Source organism: Telluria sp. ZT3P26, assembly GCF_059686035.1.
The window spans coordinates 318,494-334,726 of sequence record NZ_JCASII010000002.1 but is presented as its reverse complement, the minus strand read 5'-3'; the positions used below and the strand labels follow the sequence as shown (position 1 = coordinate 334,726).

17 protein-coding genes are annotated in these 16,233 nt (G+C 65.0%); 12 read left to right on the top strand and 5 right to left on the bottom strand.

Annotated elements, in window-relative coordinates:
- Positions 1-62: 62 nt before the first annotated feature.
- Positions 63-803 carry an acetoacetyl-CoA reductase gene (gene phbB, locus AC56LN_RS09360; RefSeq protein ID WP_258836962.1) on the bottom strand — a complete coding sequence of 247 codons (741 nt, stop codon included), beginning with the start codon at positions 801-803 and terminating at the stop codon, positions 63-65.
- Positions 804-904: 101 nt separating this feature from the next.
- Complete coding sequence (locus AC56LN_RS09355) at positions 905-2,083, bottom strand: acetyl-CoA C-acetyltransferase (protein ID WP_499571173.1); 1,179 nt, start codon at positions 2,081-2,083, stop codon at positions 905-907.
- A 363-nt stretch (positions 2,084-2,446) separates the two neighbouring features.
- Between AC56LN_RS09355 and minC the strand changes: the two genes are divergently transcribed.
- The 3 genes from minC to minE are packed head-to-tail and all read left to right on the top strand — an operon-like array spanning position 2,447 to position 4,365.
- Positions 2,447-3,259 carry a septum site-determining protein MinC gene (gene minC / locus AC56LN_RS09350; RefSeq protein ID WP_499571171.1) on the top strand — a complete coding sequence of 271 codons (813 nt, stop codon included), beginning with the start codon at positions 2,447-2,449 and terminating at the stop codon, positions 3,257-3,259.
- A gap of 37 nt (positions 3,260-3,296) precedes the next feature.
- Positions 3,297-4,112, top strand: coding sequence for a septum site-determining protein MinD (minD, locus tag AC56LN_RS09345; protein WP_343025743.1), 816 nt, complete (start codon positions 3,297-3,299; stop codon positions 4,110-4,112).
- 1 nt (position 4,113) lies between these two features.
- Positions 4,114-4,365: a cell division topological specificity factor MinE gene (gene minE / locus AC56LN_RS09340; RefSeq protein WP_183554769.1), complete on the top strand. Its 252-nt coding sequence runs from the start codon at positions 4,114-4,116 to the stop codon at positions 4,363-4,365.
- A 77-nt stretch (positions 4,366-4,442) separates the two neighbouring features.
- Here the strand turns inward: minE and AC56LN_RS09335 are convergent, their stop codons facing one another.
- Positions 4,443-5,027, bottom strand: a complete 585-nt coding sequence (locus tag AC56LN_RS09335) for a hypothetical protein (protein ID WP_499571169.1) — start codon at positions 5,025-5,027, stop codon at positions 4,443-4,445.
- 209 nt (positions 5,028-5,236) lie between these two features.
- Here AC56LN_RS09335 and AC56LN_RS09330 point away from each other — a divergent pair, with 209 nt between their 5' ends.
- The 9 genes from AC56LN_RS09330 to AC56LN_RS09290 all read left to right on the top strand — a co-directional run bounded on the left by AC56LN_RS09330 (position 5,237) and on the right by AC56LN_RS09290 (position 15,380).
- Positions 5,237-5,926, top strand: coding sequence for a response regulator transcription factor (locus AC56LN_RS09330; protein ID WP_499571168.1), 690 nt, complete (start codon positions 5,237-5,239; stop codon positions 5,924-5,926).
- 70 nt (positions 5,927-5,996) lie between these two features.
- Positions 5,997-7,271 carry a glutamyl-tRNA reductase gene (gene hemA / locus AC56LN_RS09325; protein ID WP_499500282.1) on the top strand — a complete coding sequence of 425 codons (1,275 nt, stop codon included), beginning with the start codon at positions 5,997-5,999 and terminating at the stop codon, positions 7,269-7,271.
- Between the two features lie 110 nt (positions 7,272-7,381).
- The gene (gene prfA / locus AC56LN_RS09320; RefSeq protein WP_482896780.1) at positions 7,382-8,458 is read left to right on the top strand and encodes a peptide chain release factor 1; all 1,077 of its coding nucleotides are present in this window, start codon (positions 7,382-7,384) and stop codon (positions 8,456-8,458) included.
- 269 nt (positions 8,459-8,727) lie between these two features.
- The gene (locus tag AC56LN_RS09315; RefSeq protein WP_332531806.1) at positions 8,728-9,213 is read left to right on the top strand and encodes a disulfide bond formation protein B; all 486 of its coding nucleotides are present in this window, start codon (positions 8,728-8,730) and stop codon (positions 9,211-9,213) included.
- Positions 9,210-10,031, top strand: a complete 822-nt coding sequence (gene prmC / locus AC56LN_RS09310; RefSeq protein ID WP_499571165.1) for a peptide chain release factor N(5)-glutamine methyltransferase — start codon at positions 9,210-9,212, stop codon at positions 10,029-10,031. Before AC56LN_RS09315 ends, prmC begins: the two co-directional genes overlap by 4 nt.
- Positions 10,032-10,089: 58 nt before the next feature.
- Positions 10,090-12,108: a DUF885 domain-containing protein gene (locus AC56LN_RS09305; RefSeq protein WP_499571163.1), complete on the top strand. Its 2,019-nt coding sequence runs from the start codon at positions 10,090-10,092 to the stop codon at positions 12,106-12,108.
- A 78-nt stretch (positions 12,109-12,186) separates the two neighbouring features.
- Positions 12,187-13,782, top strand: a complete 1,596-nt coding sequence (gshA, locus tag AC56LN_RS09300; RefSeq protein ID WP_499571162.1) for a glutamate--cysteine ligase — start codon at positions 12,187-12,189, stop codon at positions 13,780-13,782.
- A 43-nt stretch (positions 13,783-13,825) separates the two neighbouring features.
- Positions 13,826-14,872, top strand: a complete 1,047-nt coding sequence (locus AC56LN_RS09295; protein ID WP_499571160.1) for a histone deacetylase family protein — start codon at positions 13,826-13,828, stop codon at positions 14,870-14,872.
- A gap of 40 nt (positions 14,873-14,912) precedes the next feature.
- The gene (locus AC56LN_RS09290) at positions 14,913-15,380 is read left to right on the top strand and encodes a GNAT family N-acetyltransferase (protein ID WP_499571158.1); all 468 of its coding nucleotides are present in this window, start codon (positions 14,913-14,915) and stop codon (positions 15,378-15,380) included.
- 13 nt (positions 15,381-15,393) lie between these two features.
- Here the strand turns inward: AC56LN_RS09290 and AC56LN_RS09285 are convergent, their stop codons facing one another.
- Both AC56LN_RS09285 and AC56LN_RS09280 read right to left on the bottom strand, forming a co-directional pair.
- A complete protein-coding gene (locus AC56LN_RS09285; RefSeq protein ID WP_499571156.1) occupies positions 15,394-15,597 on the bottom strand; it encodes a hypothetical protein in 204 nt (67 codons plus the stop codon).
- Between the two features lie 157 nt (positions 15,598-15,754).
- On the bottom strand, positions 15,755-16,186 hold the full coding sequence (locus AC56LN_RS09280; RefSeq protein WP_499571154.1) for an FKBP-type peptidyl-prolyl cis-trans isomerase: 432 nt from the start codon (positions 16,184-16,186) through the stop codon (positions 15,755-15,757).
- Between the last annotated feature and the right edge of the window lie 47 nt (positions 16,187-16,233).

The following is a 16,233-nucleotide window of genomic DNA, read 5'->3' as shown; positions in this document are numbered from 1 at the left end:
TCAGGTGGCCCCCAAAAGAAAAAAGCCGTGTCGCCACGGCTTTATAACGCTATCCAGCGTGATCAAGACATGTGCTGGCCGCCATTGATCGCGATATTCGCGCCCGTGACGAACGCCGCTTCATCCGACGACAGATACGCCACCAGGCCGGCGACTTCTTCTGGCTTGCCCAGGCGGCCCATCGGGATTTGCGGGATGATTTTGGTTTCCAGCACTTCGCTCGGGATGTCCATCACCATCTTGGTGCCGATATAGCCTGGCGAAATGGTGTTGACGGTGACGCCCTTGCGCGCGACTTCAAGCGCCAGTGCCTTGGTGAAGCCGTGCATGCCGGCCTTGGCCGCCGAGTAGTTGGTCTGGCCGAACGCGCCCTTCTGGCCGTTGACCGACGAGATGTTGATGATCCGGCCCCAGCCCCGCTCGACCATGCCATCGCAGACCGGCTTGGTCATGTTGAAAACGGAGTCGAGATTGGTCTTGATGACCGCGTCCCAGTTGACCTTGTCCATTTTCTTGAACGTCATGTCGCGCGTGATGCCGGCGTTATTGACCAGCACATCGACCGGGCCGACGTCGGCAATCACCTGGCGCACGCATTCCTGCGCTGCATCGTAGTCGGAAACGTCGCAGGCATAGGCCTTGAAATCGAAACCCTGCTCGCGCATGGCGCCGAGCCAGCCCTCGACCTTCGTATTGCCTGGCGAAAAAGTGGTGACGACCTGGTATCCCAGGGCCGCCAGCTTGATGCACACCGCTTCGCCCAGGCCGCCCATGCCGCCGGTTACTAACGCTACTCTAGCCATTGTCTTCTCCAGTTTTATTGTTGGTTGCTACGTCGAAACCGGTGACGGTACCGGCGCCCGTCCTGGCCGCCCCGCACGTCACCGCGTTGGAAACTGAAGCGTCAGTCGCGCTCGATCGCCAGCGCCACGCCCATGCCGCCGCCGATGCACAGACTGGCGAGGCCCTTCTTGGCGTCACGACGGATCATTTCGTGCAGCAACGTGACCAGCACGCGGGCACCGGAGGCGCCGATCGGGTGGCCCAGCGCAATGGCGCCGCCATTGACGTTGATCTTGGACGTGTCCCAGCCCATTTCCTTGTTCACGGCAACGGCCTGGGCAGCAAAGGCTTCGTTGATTTCCATGAGGTCGAGGTCTTCGTGGGTCCAGCCGGCTTTTTTCAGGCACAGCTTCGAGGCCGACACCGGGCCCATGCCCATGACCGCCGGGTCCAGCCCGGACGACGAGTAGGCCTTGATGCGTGCCAGCGGGGTCAAGCCCAGTTCGCGGGCTTTCGACGCGCTCATCATGATCACGGCAGCGGCGCCGTCGTTCAGGCCCGACGCATTACCGGCGGTGACGCTGCCTTCTTTATTGAAGGCGGGCCGCAGGCTGGCCAGTGCTTCGATGGTGCTGCCCTGCTTCGGATATTCGTCGGTGTCGAAGACCGTGGTGCCTTTTTTGGAGACGATCTCGATCGGGATGATCTCGTCCTTGAAGCGGCCTTCTTTTTGTGCTGCCTCGGCCTTGAGCTGCGACTGCAGCGCGAATTCATCCTGCTCGGCGCGAGAAATCTCGTACTTGCGGGCGACGTTTTCCGCCGTCACGCCCATGTGGTAGCCGTTGAAGGCATCCCACAGGCCGTCATTGATCATGGTGTCGACCAGCTTGGCGTCGCCCATGCGGAAGCCGTCGCGCGAACCGGACAGCACGTGCGGCGAGGCGCTCATGTTTTCTTGCCCGCCGGCGATGACGATGTCGGCGTCGCCGCAGCGGATCGCCTGGGTGGCCAGGTGGGTGGCCTTGAGGCCGCTGCCGCAGACCTTGTTGATGGTGTAGCCGGGCACCATTTCGGGCAGGCCGGCCTTGATCAGGGCCTGGCGCGCCGGATTCTGGCCGACGCCGGCGGTGAGCACCTGCCCCATGATGACTTCGCTGACAGCGGCCGGATCGATGCCGGTCTTGTCCAGCAGGTGCTTGATGACTTGTGCGCCGAGTTCGGCGGCAGGGATCTTGGCGAGCGTGCCGCCGAATTTACCAACAGCGGTGCGGCCAGCGGCCACGATGACGACGTCTTCCATTTCATTCTCCGTTCAACCGGCCTGGGCCGGCATTATTCAGGACTTCCCTGGGACGGGGCACAGCGTTATCGGATGCGGTGCCCATGCGCATGGGAATGGTGAAGCCCCGACCAACCGGACTGCCAAAAAAACCAGCAGCGGGATCGGGGGTTGAGGAACCCATGCTGATCTTTAAGCACTGGCAATCTTAGCAGTTTATTCATCGAAAACAAGGTCGCAAGCACCGGGGTTTGATGTAGAACAGAACTTTAATTCCCAATACAGGGCACGTTCAATTGCCACTAGGAATGATGCGTGCGCTTCTGTCCTTTTCTACAATTTTCACAGTAGAATGCACAAGCGCAATGCCAACCACTCTGTTTTATGCCCAAGACCACGCTTCCCATCGAGATCAAGATTTCCACGGTCGTCGCCATTTCGACGATCCTGCACTCGGCAGACCTCGAGGCCATCGATTCCGCCCTGGCCTCGATGACGGGCGGCGTGTCGGACTTTTTCGAGGACGAGTTTGCGGTGATCGACGTGAGCGCCTTCACCTCGAGCGCCTGGACAATCGACTGGGCCGCCATCGTGGCACTGCTCAAGAAATATCGTCTCAACGCCGTGGCCGTACGCGGCGCCAGCCCGTTGATGATCGATGCGATCCGGGCCCAGGGCCTGGCGCTGGACGATGGCTCGGGCGGCGTGCACGCCGGCGGCCACGCCACGCCGCCCCCGCTCGTCGTGCATGCGGCCGCCGCGCCGGCACCTGAGGCGGCACCCGCACCAGCCGCGCCCGTTCCTGAACCGGTCCCGGCCCCGGCGGCGAGCCAGCCGGGCACGCCCGCGCTGGTGCCGATGGTGATCGACACCCCGGTGCGCGCCGGCCAGCGCATTTATGCGCGCGGCACTGACCTGATCGTTACTGCCGTGGTCAACAATGGCGCCGAACTGATCGCCGATGGCAGCATCCATGTGTATGCGCCACTCAATGGCCGCGCGCTGGCCGGCGCCTCAGGCAATGCCGATGCGCGGATCTTCGCGCTGTCGATGCAGCCCGAGCTGGTCTCGATCGCCGGCGTCTACCGCACGTTCGACGAAGGCTTCCCGACCGACCTGGCGCGTCAGCCGACGCAGATCCGGCTTGTCGGCGACCGGATCGATATCCAGTCCCTCGCGGCGCCGTCGCGTGCCTGATCTTTCGAATTGAACAGATACTGTAAAGGATTTATTTGTGGCACGAATTATTGTTGTGACGTCCGGCAAGGGCGGTGTTGGCAAGACGACCTCGAGCGCCAGCTTCGCCTCCGGGCTGGCCCTGCGTGGCCACAAGACCGCGGTCATCGACTTCGACGTCGGCCTGCGCAATCTCGACCTGATCATGGGTTGCGAACGCCGTGTGGTGTATGACCTGATCAACGTCGTCAACGGCGAAGCGACCCTGAACCAGGCGCTGATCAAGGACAAGCACTGCGACAACCTGTTCATCCTGCCGGCATCGCAGACGCGCGACAAGGACGCCCTGTCCGAAGAAGGCGTCGAGCGCGTGATCAACGACCTCGTCAAGATGGAATTCGAATTCATCATCTGCGATTCGCCGGCCGGTATCGAGCACGGCGCGCTGATGGCGCTGACCTTCGCCGACGAAGCGATCGTCGTGACGAACCCGGAAGTCTCGTCGGTGCGCGACTCGGACCGCATCCTGGGCATCCTGCAGGCCAAATCGCGCCGCGCCCAGAGCGGCTCGGAGCCGGTCAAGGAACACCTCCTGATCACCCGCTATTCGCCAAAGCGCGTCGACGCCGACGAAATGCTGTCCTACCAGGATGTGCAGGAAATCCTGCGCATTCCGCTGATCGGCATCATTCCGGAATCCGAATCCGTGCTGCACGCATCGAACCAGGGCAACCCGGCGATCCACTTCAAAGGAACCGACGTGGCCGAAGCCTATGAAGACGTGGTCGCACGCTTCCTGGGCGAAGAACGCCCGCTGCGCTTTACCAGCTATGAAAAGCCGGGACTGTTCCAGCGCATCTTCGGAGCCAAGTGAGATGGCACTGCTATCCTTTCTCTTCCCCGAAAAAAAGAAGAGCGCGACAGCTGCCAAGGAACGCCTGCAGATCATCATCGCGCGCGAACGCACCAACCGTGCCGGTCCGGACTTCCTGCCGGCCCTGCACCAGGAGCTGATCGCGGTGATCTCGAAGTACGTCAAGGTCAATCCGGACGACATCAAGGTGTCGCTCGACCGCCAGGGCAACCTGGAAGTGCTGGATGTGAACGTGGTGCTGCCGGATAATTAAACGTGCGCCCCCGTGATCGACAAAGCCCGCTTCGTGCGGGCTTTGTTTTGGGTGGTTGTTGACGCGTCCGGCCAGCCTTACATCACCAGCAGCGGCGCCTTAGCCGTGCCGCTGGTCGCGCCCACCGCATCGTCGTCCTCGGCCACATTGTGGTCGATGCCAGCGTTTTCCAGCTCGCGCGCCACGGCCACGCAGGCTTCAACGTGCTGCGTACCCATCCGCTTGAACAGCGTGTAGCCAATCGCGGCCGATGCGATCTGGCCGGCGATCGGCACCATTTTCGCACTCGACTTGACAGCCACCCGGCCCGCCACGCGCTGGAACAGGCGCAGCACCACGCCACGCGTAACCAGCTTGCCGACCAGCATGCCGCCGACCGACGCCGCCGCTTTATAAGCGATGATGCGCAGGCGCGGATTCAGGCGCTCGATCTGCTTCTGGGTCAGGCCGAATTCGGCGTTGACTTCATCGACCAGGGCCGCAAAACCGGTAATATCGGCCAAAAGGTCCAGACCTGGGATCGGTACCGCTGCCACTGCAGCCGACATAGCGGCGCGTTTCTTGACCAGAGCGAGACAACGCAGGCGCGTGGCCTCGACTTCCGGGCCACTGACGGGCACGCGGTCTTCAGGAACAGTCACATCTTTGCGTCGAAACAACATAGTCGCATCCTTTTCGTTAGTTGAATTTCATCTGAAATCCAGTGTACGCCTATGGCGAACATGGAACCGTGGTCCCTTTAACACAACAGTTGCAACAATACGCGAAAAAACGATATTTACTCTTAGCACTATTTTGTAAAAGTCTGATATATTCGTTTTTAACTTTGTAGGAGTCTTCCTACAGTGCAAACTTTCACATTCGTCCTATCATGAAGATCGCTGTTCTGGAGCAAGACCGCCCGCAGGCCGACCTGATTTGCCAAGTGCTCAGTGCTTCCGGTCATAACTGTCAATCGTTCGACAGCGCCCGCGACCTGCTCGCGCAACTGCGCAAGGACAGCGCCGACATGCTGGTCATGGATTGGAACGTGCCCGACATGGATGGCGCCGAAGTGCTGCGCCGTGCCAAGGAAAAGCTGGCCTCGCATGCACCGACGATGTTCTTGGTGGGCAATAACGCGGAAGACGACATCATCGCCGGCGTCAATGCCGGCGCCGACGACTACCTGATCAAGCCACTGCGCCGCGGCGAACTGGTCTCGCGCGTATCGGCCCTGCTGCGCCGCGCCTACCCATCGCAAAACAGTGCCGAGCAGCTGCAGTTCGGCCCGTACACCTTCGAGACCCGCCCGGGCCGCCTGCTCAGGGATGGCGCCGTCATCGACGTCACGCAGAAGGAATTTTCGCTGGCGCTGCTGTTCTTCCGGAATATCGGTCGTCCCCTGTCGCGCGCCTACATCCACGAATCGGTCTGGGTGCGCGACAACGACGTGCCGTCGCGCACGATGGACACGCACGTGTCGCGGGTGCGCAATAAACTGCATCTGCGCCCCGAAAACGGGTTCCGCCTGGTGCCCGTCTACAGTTACGGTTACCGCCTGGAAAAACTGGGCGCCTGACCCCGCGCCTGAAGCCCTTCCGGCATGAGGGTATAATGACCGCAGTCATTCACCCTCTACCCGCCCCAGAATGCAACTCCTCGCCGTTGGCCTGAACCACACGACCGCACCGGTCTCGCTGCGCGAGCAGCTGGCGCTCGCCCCCGACCAGATCGGCACGGCGGTGCAGTCGGCGCGCGGCTGGTTCGCGCGCAATGGTTCCACGGGCAACGAAGAAGCGGCGATCCTGTCGACCTGCAACCGCAGCGAACTGTATGCGGCCACCAGCCTGCCCGACCCGCTCGACGCGTCGGCGCAATTCCTGGCCCATTACCACGCGCTGAACTACGCCGAGCTGCGTCCCCACCTCTATCTGCTGCCGCAGGACGACGCCGTGCGCCACGCGTTTCGCGTCGCCTCGGGGCTTGATTCGATGGTGCTGGGCGAGCCGCAGATCCTGGGCCAGATGAAGGATGCCGTGCGCACCGCCGACGAAGCGGGCGGCCTGGGCACCTATCTGCACCAGATGTTCCAGCGCACCTTCGCCGTGGCCAAGGAAGTGCGTTCGAGTACTGAGATCGGCGCCCACAGCGTGTCGATGGCCGCCGCCGCCGTGCGCCTGGCGCACCGGATCTTCGACCGCATCGCCGACCAGCACGTGCTGTTCATCGGGGCCGGCGAAATGATCGAACTGTGCGCCGCGCACTTCTCGGCGCAGAACCCGAAATCGGTCACCATCGCCAACCGCAGCATGGAGCGCGGCGCGCTGCTCGCCAGCCGCTACAACGGCCGCGCGGTCGGCCTGGCCGAGCTGCCCGACTGCCTGCACGGGTTCGACATCGTGATCTCGTGCACCGCCTCGACGCTGCCGCTGATCGGCCTGGGCATGGTCGAGCGGGCCGTCAAGGCACGCCGTCATCGCCCGATGTTCATGGTCGATCTGGCCGTGCCGCGCGATATCGAACCCGAAGTCGCGCGCCTGGACGACGTGTTCCTGTACACGGTCGACGACCTGGCGCAGGTCGTACAAACTGGCATGGAAAGCCGCCAGGCCGCCGTGCGCCAGGCCGAAGCCATCATCGAGACGCGCGTCGAATCGTTCATGCACTGGGTGGGCGACCGCGCCGTGGTGCCGGTGATCCGCGACCTGCACGAGTCGAGCGAGGTGCTGCGCCTGGCCGAACTCGAACGTGCGCGGCGCATGCTGGCACGCGGCGACGATGCCGACGCCGTGCTCGAAGCCTTGTCCCGCGGCCTGACCGCCAAGTTCCTGCACGGCCCGCAACAGGCTTTGCACCATGCCCAGGGCGACGAACGCGCGCGCCTGGCCAGCCTGCTGCCGCAGCTGTTTCGCGGTCGCCGTTAGCGCACCTGTTCTGCGGCGGCCTGCCCGCCCGCGCCGTGCCTGGCGCCTCTCTGCTGTAACCCGGCTGCAATCCGCGGCCTGCCCGATTCCTCATATCCCTGATACCGCCCATGAAACCTTCCATGCTCTCCAAGCTGGACCAACTTGCCAACCGCCTGGTCGAGCTTGATGAACTGCTGATGACCGAAGGCGTCACCGCCAATATGGACAGCTACCGCAAGATGACGCGCGAGCACGCCGAGCTCTCGCCGCTGGTGGCCGTGTACCGCCAGTACGAAAGCGCGCTGGCCAATACCGCCGAAGCGCAGGAACTGCTGCAGGACCCGGAAATGAAGGACTTCGCACAGGAAGAAATCGAAGCGGCCAAGGTGCGCATGGCCGAACTCGAACAGGAGCTGCAAAAGATGCTGCTGCCGAAGGACGCCAACGACGAGCGCAATATTTTTCTTGAGATCCGCGCCGGCACCGGCGGCGACGAATCGGCGCTGTTCGCGGGCGACCTGCTGCGCATGTACACGCGTTTTGCCGAGCGCAATCGCTGGCAGGTGGAGATGGTGTCCGAATCGACCTCGGACCTGGGCGGCTACCGCGAGGTGATCGTGCGCATCGTCGGCAACGGCGCCTATTCGAAGCTGAAATTCGAGTCGGGTGGCCACCGCGTGCAGCGCGTGCCGGCCACCGAAACGCAGGGCCGCATCCACACGTCGGCCTGCACGGTGGCGGTGATGCCCGAGGCCGACGAAGTCGAAGACATCGACATCAACCCGGCCGACCTGCGCATCGATACCTATCGCGCGTCGGGCGCCGGCGGGCAGCACATCAACAAGACCGATTCGGCCGTGCGCATCACCCACCTGCCGACCGGCCTGGTGGTGGAATGCCAGGACGACCGTAGCCAGCACAAGAACAAGGCGCAGGCGATGAAGGTGCTGGCCGCGCGCCTGAAGGACGCCCAGCTGCGCGAGCAGCAATCGAAGGAAGCGGCCACGCGCAAGAGCCTGATCGGTTCGGGCGACCGCAGCGAACGCATTCGCACCTACAACTTCCCGCAAGGGCGGCTGACCGACCACCGCATCAACCTGACGCTGTACAAGCTCGATTTCATCATGGATGGCGACCTGAGCGACCTGACCAATGCGCTGGCGTCGGAGCATCAGGCCGAGCAACTGGCGGCGCTGGGCGACTAAGGCCGCTTTAAGTTGCCAGATTGAAAATGGCTGGCGGCGGTCCATCAGGTTTATGAGAAAATGGCCGCTACCGTGCCCACGCCATTCCATGGTCAGCCCCGGCACGTCGTTCCCGCGAAGGCGGGAACCCAAGTCGGTTAAGCCGCCACTGGGAACATACGCAGTGGCCAGGCACGCATACTAGGGTTCCCGCCTGCACGGGAACGACGTTCATCCGCTGACGGATTAATGGCAGCAACCGTGCTCCCACGCCGAGAAAACCACCCATCATGCAACCTACCAACCGCCAGGCCCTGTTCATCATCTCCTTCATCAGCTTTGCGCTGGTGGGCTTTGCGCTGTATCTGCAGCACAGCCTGGAAATGCGGCCATGCCCGCTGTGCGTGATCCAGCGGTATTTCTTCCTGGGCATCGGCCTGGCGGCTCTTGTCGGCGCGTTCAGCGGCAAGATCAGCGGCAGCGTCGTGGTTGGACTGGTGGCTGCCGTCGGTGGCCTGATCACGGTCGGCAAGCACCTGTACGTGATCGCCAACCCCGGTTTCTCGTGCGGCATCGATCCGATGGAAACCATGCTCAACAAGATCCCGACAGCCGAATACCTGCCGTGGCTGTTCCGCGCCGATGGCCTGTGCGAAGGCGCGACCGACAAGGTGCTGGGCCTGGCGATCCCGCAATGGTCGGCCGTCTGGTTCGTGATCCTCACCGTGCTGCTGGGCTGGGTGCTGATGCGCCAGCTGCGCCGCACCAACGCATGATCGAGGCTGGCGTCACCCTGGCCCAGGCGCGCCTGGCGCTGCCACTCGATGCGCTGGAAAATCGCATCCTGCTGTGCCATGCACTGAGCCTGCCGCGCGTGGCGCTGATCACGCAGTCCGAACGCGTCCTGAGCAGCGCCGAAGCCACGCTGCTCAATGGCCTCGTCGAACGCCGCCTGGCCGGCGAACCGATCGCCTACATCGTCGGTGAACGCGAATTCTTCGGGCTGCCGTTCAAGGTCACGCCGGCCGTTCTGATTCCGCGGCCCGATACCGAACTGCTGGTCGAACTCGCCCTCGAGCGCCTGGCGCCGCAGCAGCGCCTGCTCGACATGGGCACCGGCAGTGGTGCCATTGCAGTGGCCGCCGCCCACACCCGGCCCGACCTGGCCGTTACCGCCCTCGACGTCAGCGACGAGGCCCTTGCCATCGCGCGCATGAACGCCGCTGCCAACGGCGCGCGCGTGCACTTCGTGCGCAGTGACTGGTTCGCCGGATTGGGTGATGCGCGTTTCGACCTGATCGCCTCGAATCCCCCGTACATCGTGGCCGGCGACGCGCACCTGAGCGAAGGCGATCTGCGCTTCGAACCGGTGGACGCGCTGACCGACCACGCCGACGGCCTGTCCGACCTGCGCCAGATTGTCGACGGTGCCGGCGCGCACCTGACGGCCGGCGGCTGGCTCCTGCTCGAACATGGCTACGACCAGGCCGACGCGGTGCGCGCGCTGCTGACCGCGCGCGGGTACGGCGACGTGCAGAGCTGGCGCGACCTGGCCGGCATCGAACGCGTCAGCGGTGGCCGGCGCGGCGCGTAAGGCGCGCCCGCCCGCAGATGGACTTGTTAAAATGACCAGTCCCGTCAACGGAGCCCGCATGCGCATCCTGTTTGCCTCACTTGCTTTGCTCGTGCCGCCTGTCTGCGCTGCTGCGGCCGCGCCCGCTGTTCCTCCCATCCCTGTTCCCGTGGTGATGCCGCCGGCCAGCACAACCGAGACACCGGCAACGCAGGCCGCCCAGCTGTTCGAGCGCGACTGGCAATGGCAACTGCGCCGCGCGCCCGAACGCGCCACGGCCTTGGGCGAGCACCGCTACAACGCATATCTCACCGACACCTCGCTGGCTGCGCGCGCGCAGGCGATCGAGCACGAGCGCGCCATGCTGGCCGCGGCGCGCGCGATCGACCGCACTGCACTGTCGGGCCAGGACCAGTTGTCCCTCGACCTGTTCAGCGCCGACAAGCAGCGCGTGCTGGCCGGCGCTGCCTTGATGCCGTTCGATCCGCAACCGATCACCGCGTACGACGGCCTGCACGTGCAACTGCCGCGTCTCGTGGCGCAGATGCCGTTCATGAGCGAGGCCGATTACCAGACCTACCTGGCGCGCCTGCAAACGCTGCCGGCCCACGTCGATGGGCTGATCGAGCAGCTGCGCGCAGGCAGGCAGGCCGGCTGGACCACGCCGAAGGCGGCGCTGGCGCCGGTACCGGACGCGTTGCGCGTGCTGCGCGAAGGCCTGCAGGATGGCCCGCTGGGCGCGCCGTTCAAGCGGATCCCCGCATCGATTGCACCCGAAACGCGCGACGCTTTGCGCGCCGCCGGCGCGGCCGCGCTGGCCAATACCGTCGCGCCCAGCCTGCGCACGCTCGAAACGTTCCTGCGCGAAGACTATCTGCCGGGCGCGCGCGCGACGATTGGCGCCAGCCAGCAAGCCGGCGGCGCCGACTGGTATGCCCAGCTGGTACGCACGAGCACCAGCACGACGCTCACGCCGGCCCAGGTGCATGCGCTGGGTGTGCAGGAAGTCGGGCGCCTGCGCGCTGCGATCGAGGCCGTGATTCCGCGCACCGGTTTTCGCGGCGGCTTTGCAGAATTCATCGTGTTCGCGCGGAGTGACCGGCGCCTGTACTTCACCGATCCGAACGCCCTGCTGGACCGCTACCGGCGCACGCTGGCACTGGCCCAGGCACGCCTTGGCCGCGTGGTCACGAGCGTGCCGGCGGCCGGCATCGTCGTCAAGCCGATGGGCCCAGGCAGCAGCGGTCAGCCAGCCGCCTATTACGAAGCCGGCAGCGCGCAGCGCAGCGCCGCGCTGGTGGTCGACAATGTGCGGCTGGACGCGCGGCCGATGTGGCAGGTCGACACCATCACGCTGCACGAAGCGGTGCCCGGCCACCATCTGCAGGTGGCGCGCGCGCAGGAACTGGCGTTGCCGGCATTTCGCCGTTACGGCTGGTACGACGCGTTCGGCGAAGGCTGGGCGACCTACGCCGAAGGCCTGGGGCCGGAGCTCGGCCTGTTCAAGGACCCGTTCTCGCTGTTCGGGCACCTGAACGAAGAGATGTTCCGCGCCGCGCGGCTGGTGGTCGATACCGGCATCCACACGCTGGGCTGGTCGCGCCAGCAGGCGATTGATTTCCTGGCCGCGAACACGGCCAATCCACCGGCGGACAACGAGGCCGAGGTCGATCGCTACATCGCCCGCCCGGCGCAGGCACTGAGCTACAAGATCGGCCAGTTGCGCATCCTGGCGCTGCGCAACAAGGCACGCGCGGCGCTGGGCGCGCGGTTCGACGCGCGGCGTTTCCACGACGCGGTGCTGGGCAACGGCGCGCTGCCCTTGAGGGAACTGGAACGCCAGGTCGACCGCTGGATCGCTGCGCCGGACACGCCAGTGTCGGCACCGATGCTGGAAACAGCGCCGGACGACACGTTCAATGCCGAATTCGAATCGGTTGTCCCGGTGCTTGAACCGGTGTTCGAATTCGACTTCACGTTCGATGGCGAAGTCCCGCCAGGGCTCGAACCCAGCCCGGCGCCTGATTTCGTGCCGCCCGCCAGACCGGCCGCGCCGCCCGCCGTCCCGTCGTACCGGGCACCGCCCTGGCGCGAATGAGGAGCGCCCGAACGTGGAGTCCGATTTTCGGTTAATCTCTGCACCAACCGAAACAGGCAGTATAAGAAAGGAAACACCGTGTCGAACCAATTCAACCGCCGTCTGGCCCTGCTGGGCGACGACGAACACCGCGCCTTGCTGGGCCAGGGCCTGCGCGGCATCGAGCGCGAAACACTGCGCGTGGATGCCGCCGGCAAGCTCGCGCGCACCCCGCATCCCCCTGCCCTCGGTTCGGCACTGACGCACCCCAGCATCACCACCGACTACGCCGAGGCGCTGATGGAATTCATCACCCCGGTCGAGCACGATATCTCGCTGGCTCTGCACCGCCTTGATGCGATCCATCGCCAGGCCTACAGCAAGCTGGGCGACGAAATGCTGTGGGGCGTGTCGATGCCGGGCGAATTGCCGCCCGAAGAAGAGATCGAGATCGCCTACTACGGCACCTCGAATATCGGCCAGCTCAAGCACGTGTACCGGCGCGGCCTGGCGCTGCGCTATGGCAAGGCGATGCAGTGCATCGCGGGCATTCACTACAACTACTCGCTGCCGGAAAAGCTGTGGCAGGTGTTTGCCCAGGACGAAGGCATCGTCGAAGAGCGCCGTCACGCGCTGCGCGATTTCCAGTCCGAGAGCTATATCGCGATGGTGCGCAACTTCCGCCGCTATTCGTGGCTGCTGATGTACCTGTTCGGCGCCACGCCGGCGCTCACCACGAGCTTCCTGCGCGGCCGTCCGCACGCGCTCGAGACGCTGTCCGATGACACGCTGTACCTGCCGTACGCGACCAGCCTGCGCATGAGCGACCTCGGTTACCAGAACGATGCGCAGTCGGGCCTGCGCCCGCACGAGAACAGCCTGGAAAGCTACGTCACCAGCCTGATGGACGCGGTCAATCGCCCGTATCCGCCGTACCAGGAACTGGGCACCAAGAAGGATGGCGAGTGGATCCAGCTGTCGACCAACGTGCTGCAGATCGAGAACGAGTACTACTCGACCATCCGCCCCAAGCGCGTGATCCGCACCGGCGAGCGTCCGGTGCAGGCCCTGTGCAACCGCGGCGTGCAGTACATCGAAGTGCGCTGCATGGACGTCGATCCGTACGAGCCGGTCGGGATCTCGCTCGAGACGGGCCGTTTCCTGGACGCGTTCCTGCTGTTCTGCGCGCTCGAGGAAAGCCCGCTGATCAGCGAGCATGACAGCGCCATGCACGCCCGTAATTTCGCGCGCACGGTCAAGGAAGGCCGCCGGCCGGGTCTGACGCTCACGCGCGACGGCCTCGAAGTACCACTCACCACCTGGGCGCTCGAGCTGATCGAGCGCATCCGGCCCGTGGCGGCGCTGCTCGACGACGGTCACAACGAAGGCGACGTGCACGCTGCGTCGCTGGGCCGCCAGAAAGCCAAGATCGAGGATCCGGCGCTGACGCCATCGGCACGCGTGCTGGACGAAATCCGCGCGCTGGGTTCGGCGGCGGCGTTCGGTCTGCAGCAAAGCACGCTGCACGCGGCGACGTTCCGCGACAGCCCGCTGATGCCGGCCGAAGAGGCGCTGTTCGACGAGATGGCCGCGGTTTCGATCGCCGACCAGATGATCATCGAGCAAACCGATACCGGCAGCTTCGACGCCTTCGTTGCGGCGTACAACAGCAGTACGCTGTGCTGCGATAACTGAGGCTGCAGCCCCCGCCTCACCTGCCTGAACGCACGAGGACCACTTGCTCACGTTTTATAACGAACACCATGCCCAGCATGACGGTCGCGCCGACACCGGGTGCGGTGAGCTGGCGCCGTGTTCGGACAAACCCGGGCGGGTGGCGATGGTGCTGGCGGAGTGCGAGCGGCGCGGCCTGGGCGCCATCGTCACGCCGCACGGCGTGCCCCTGATGACGCTCGAGCGCGTGCACAGCCCGCGCTACCTGCACTTCCTGCGCACCGCCTGGAGCGAGTGGCTCGCACTCGATCCGGCCAACGCCGGCAAGGATGCGCTTCCAGCCGTGTGGCCGGTGCGCACGCTGCGCAGCGACATCGAACCCGGGAACTTCTGCGCCCGCCTTGGCCTGTACTCGATGGACTGCGGCACGCCGCTGACCGCCGGCACCTGGGTTGCGGCCAAGACCGGCGCCGACTGCGCCGTCAATGCGGCCCACGCATTGCAGCGCGGCGAGCGCGGCACCTTTGCGCTGACGCGCCCGCCCGGCCACCACGCCGGCAGCGATTTCTTCGGCGGTACGTGCTTTCTGAATAATGCGGCGCTGGCCGCCCAGCATCTGCTGGACGACGGGCGCGACCGCGTCGCCATCCTCGACCTCGACTACCACCACGGCAACGGCACCCAGAGCATCTTCTATGGCCGCAGCGACGTGCTGTTCATCTCGATCCACGCCGATCCGCGTGTCGCGTACCCGTTCTACCTGGGCCACGCCGACGAAACCGGCAGCGGCGCAGGTGTCGGCTACACGATGAACCTGCCGCTCGCACCGGGCAGCAGCAGCGCCACCTGGTTTGCGGCGCTGGAAACCGCGTGCGTGAAGATCGCGATGACGCGCCCGCAGGCGCTCGTGGTCTCGCTGGGCGTCGATACCTTCGCGCATGGCGACGACCCGCGCTTCAACCTGCAGGGCGGCGACTTCCTGCGCATCGGCGAGCGCATCGCGCATCTGGGTTTACCGACCGTGTTCATTTTCGAAGGCGGCGCCATGAGCCCGGAGCTGGGCATCCATACCGTCAACGTGCTCGAAGGCTTCGAGACCGCGGCCGACTAGCGCGCTTCCGCCCCATTTTTTCATCCAACCGTATCTGCCCATGACCTCCCCGAGCACCATCGACTGGCAATTCTCCCGCTTCGCCGACCTGACCCCGTTCGACCTGTATGACGTGCTGGCCGCGCGCCAGAACGTCTTCATCCTGGAGCAGACCTGCCTGTACCCGGACATCGACGGCTACGACCTCGAGGCGCACCACCTGCTCGGCTGGCGCGACGTCGACGGCAAGCGCCAGCTGGCCGCCTACCTGCGCGTGCTGGCGCCGGGCGCGAAGTACGACGAGATGTCCATCGGCCGCGTCATCACCACGCCGGCCGCACGCGGCAGCGGCGCCGGCCGCGCGCTGCTCGACCAGGGCATCGCGCATGCCGAAGCGCTGCACCCGGGCCACCGCATCCGCATCGGCGCCCAGCAATACCTGGAGCGCTTCTACGCGAGCTTCGGCTTCGAGACGGTGTCGGCGCCGTACGACGAAGACGGCATCATGCACATCGACATGCTGCGCTGACGCCACACGCCAGTCAGGATGCCGCCAGACGGCCGGCGCCGAGCAGGATGACGGCGCCGGCCAGCAGCAGCCAGGCGGGGGGTTCATGCTCCGCCATCGGCCTGGAGGTGGCAACGACACAGGCGGGCGCCACCAGGGCCGGTGCGGGCATGGCAGCGCCGGGCAAGGTCAGGACAAGAAACGGCAAGGCGCCGAGGATCGGCAGGAAAGGCGGCATGGCGGGCTCGCGACCACAAAGTCCCGAGCATCGCCGATGGCCAGGCGTGGCCCCGTGCGCCGGATCAGCCGTGCGCGCCGCATCGGGCCTGGACGCCACACAGACGACGACCCGGGCCCGGCCAGTCGACAAACCACGCGTTCAACACATGCGTGGCTTACTCGACCTTGTTGAGCGTCACTTCAAACACGAGGCCCGCATTCGGCGGAATCGGTCCGCGGCCGGTAGAGCCGTAGGCCAGTGCCGATGGAATCAGGATCGTGCGCTTGCCGCCCACCTTCATGCCGGTTATGCCCTGGTCGAAGCCGGTGATCGTGTCGCGGCTGCCCACGGTGAACGCAAATTCGTTGGATTCCTGGCGCGTCCCCTTGAAATCGGTCGCCGTCGAGTTGTACAACCACAGCGTATAGGCAACGGTGACGCGCTTGCCGGTGACGGCTTCGGCGCCGGTGCCGACGACGTTGTCGGTCCTGGTCAGCGCAGCAGGGCTGCTCACGGTCGGCTGGGAAGGCGAATCATCGCTGCCGCCGCCACAGGCGCTCAGGGCGAGCATGGCGACAAAGGCGGCGATCAGGGGGAACTTCATCATGGGACATCCTTGACTGAAAAAGGGAGACGAAACAGGTACGAGCAATT

Excerpts from the sequence above, each read along its gene's own strand:
- phbB (WP_258836962.1), bottom strand. The coding sequence starts at position 803 with ATGGCTAGAGTAGCGTTAGTAACCGGCGGCATGGGCGGCCTGGGCGAA.
- AC56LN_RS09355 (WP_499571173.1), bottom strand. The coding sequence starts at position 2,083 with ATGGAAGACGTCGTCATCGTGGCCGCTGGCCGCACCGCTGTTGGTAAA.
- minC (WP_499571171.1), top strand. The coding sequence starts at position 2,447 with ATGCCCAAGACCACGCTTCCCATCGAGATCAAGATTTCCACGGTCGTC.
- minE (WP_183554769.1), top strand. The coding sequence starts at position 4,114 with ATGGCACTGCTATCCTTTCTCTTCCCCGAAAAAAAGAAGAGCGCGACA.
- AC56LN_RS09335 (WP_499571169.1), bottom strand. The coding sequence starts at position 5,027 with ATGTTGTTTCGACGCAAAGATGTGACTGTTCCTGAAGACCGCGTGCCC.
- AC56LN_RS09330 (WP_499571168.1), top strand. The coding sequence starts at position 5,237 with ATGAAGATCGCTGTTCTGGAGCAAGACCGCCCGCAGGCCGACCTGATT.
- hemA (WP_499500282.1), top strand. The coding sequence starts at position 5,997 with ATGCAACTCCTCGCCGTTGGCCTGAACCACACGACCGCACCGGTCTCG.
- prfA (WP_482896780.1), top strand. The coding sequence starts at position 7,382 with ATGAAACCTTCCATGCTCTCCAAGCTGGACCAACTTGCCAACCGCCTG.
- AC56LN_RS09315 (WP_332531806.1), top strand. The coding sequence starts at position 8,728 with ATGCAACCTACCAACCGCCAGGCCCTGTTCATCATCTCCTTCATCAGC.
- prmC (WP_499571165.1), top strand. The coding sequence starts at position 9,210 with ATGATCGAGGCTGGCGTCACCCTGGCCCAGGCGCGCCTGGCGCTGCCA.
- AC56LN_RS09305 (WP_499571163.1), top strand. The coding sequence starts at position 10,090 with ATGCGCATCCTGTTTGCCTCACTTGCTTTGCTCGTGCCGCCTGTCTGC.
- AC56LN_RS09290 (WP_499571158.1), top strand. The coding sequence starts at position 14,913 with ATGACCTCCCCGAGCACCATCGACTGGCAATTCTCCCGCTTCGCCGAC.
- AC56LN_RS09285 (WP_499571156.1), bottom strand. The coding sequence starts at position 15,597 with ATGCCGCCTTTCCTGCCGATCCTCGGCGCCTTGCCGTTTCTTGTCCTG.
- AC56LN_RS09280 (WP_499571154.1), bottom strand. The coding sequence starts at position 16,186 with ATGATGAAGTTCCCCCTGATCGCCGCCTTTGTCGCCATGCTCGCCCTG.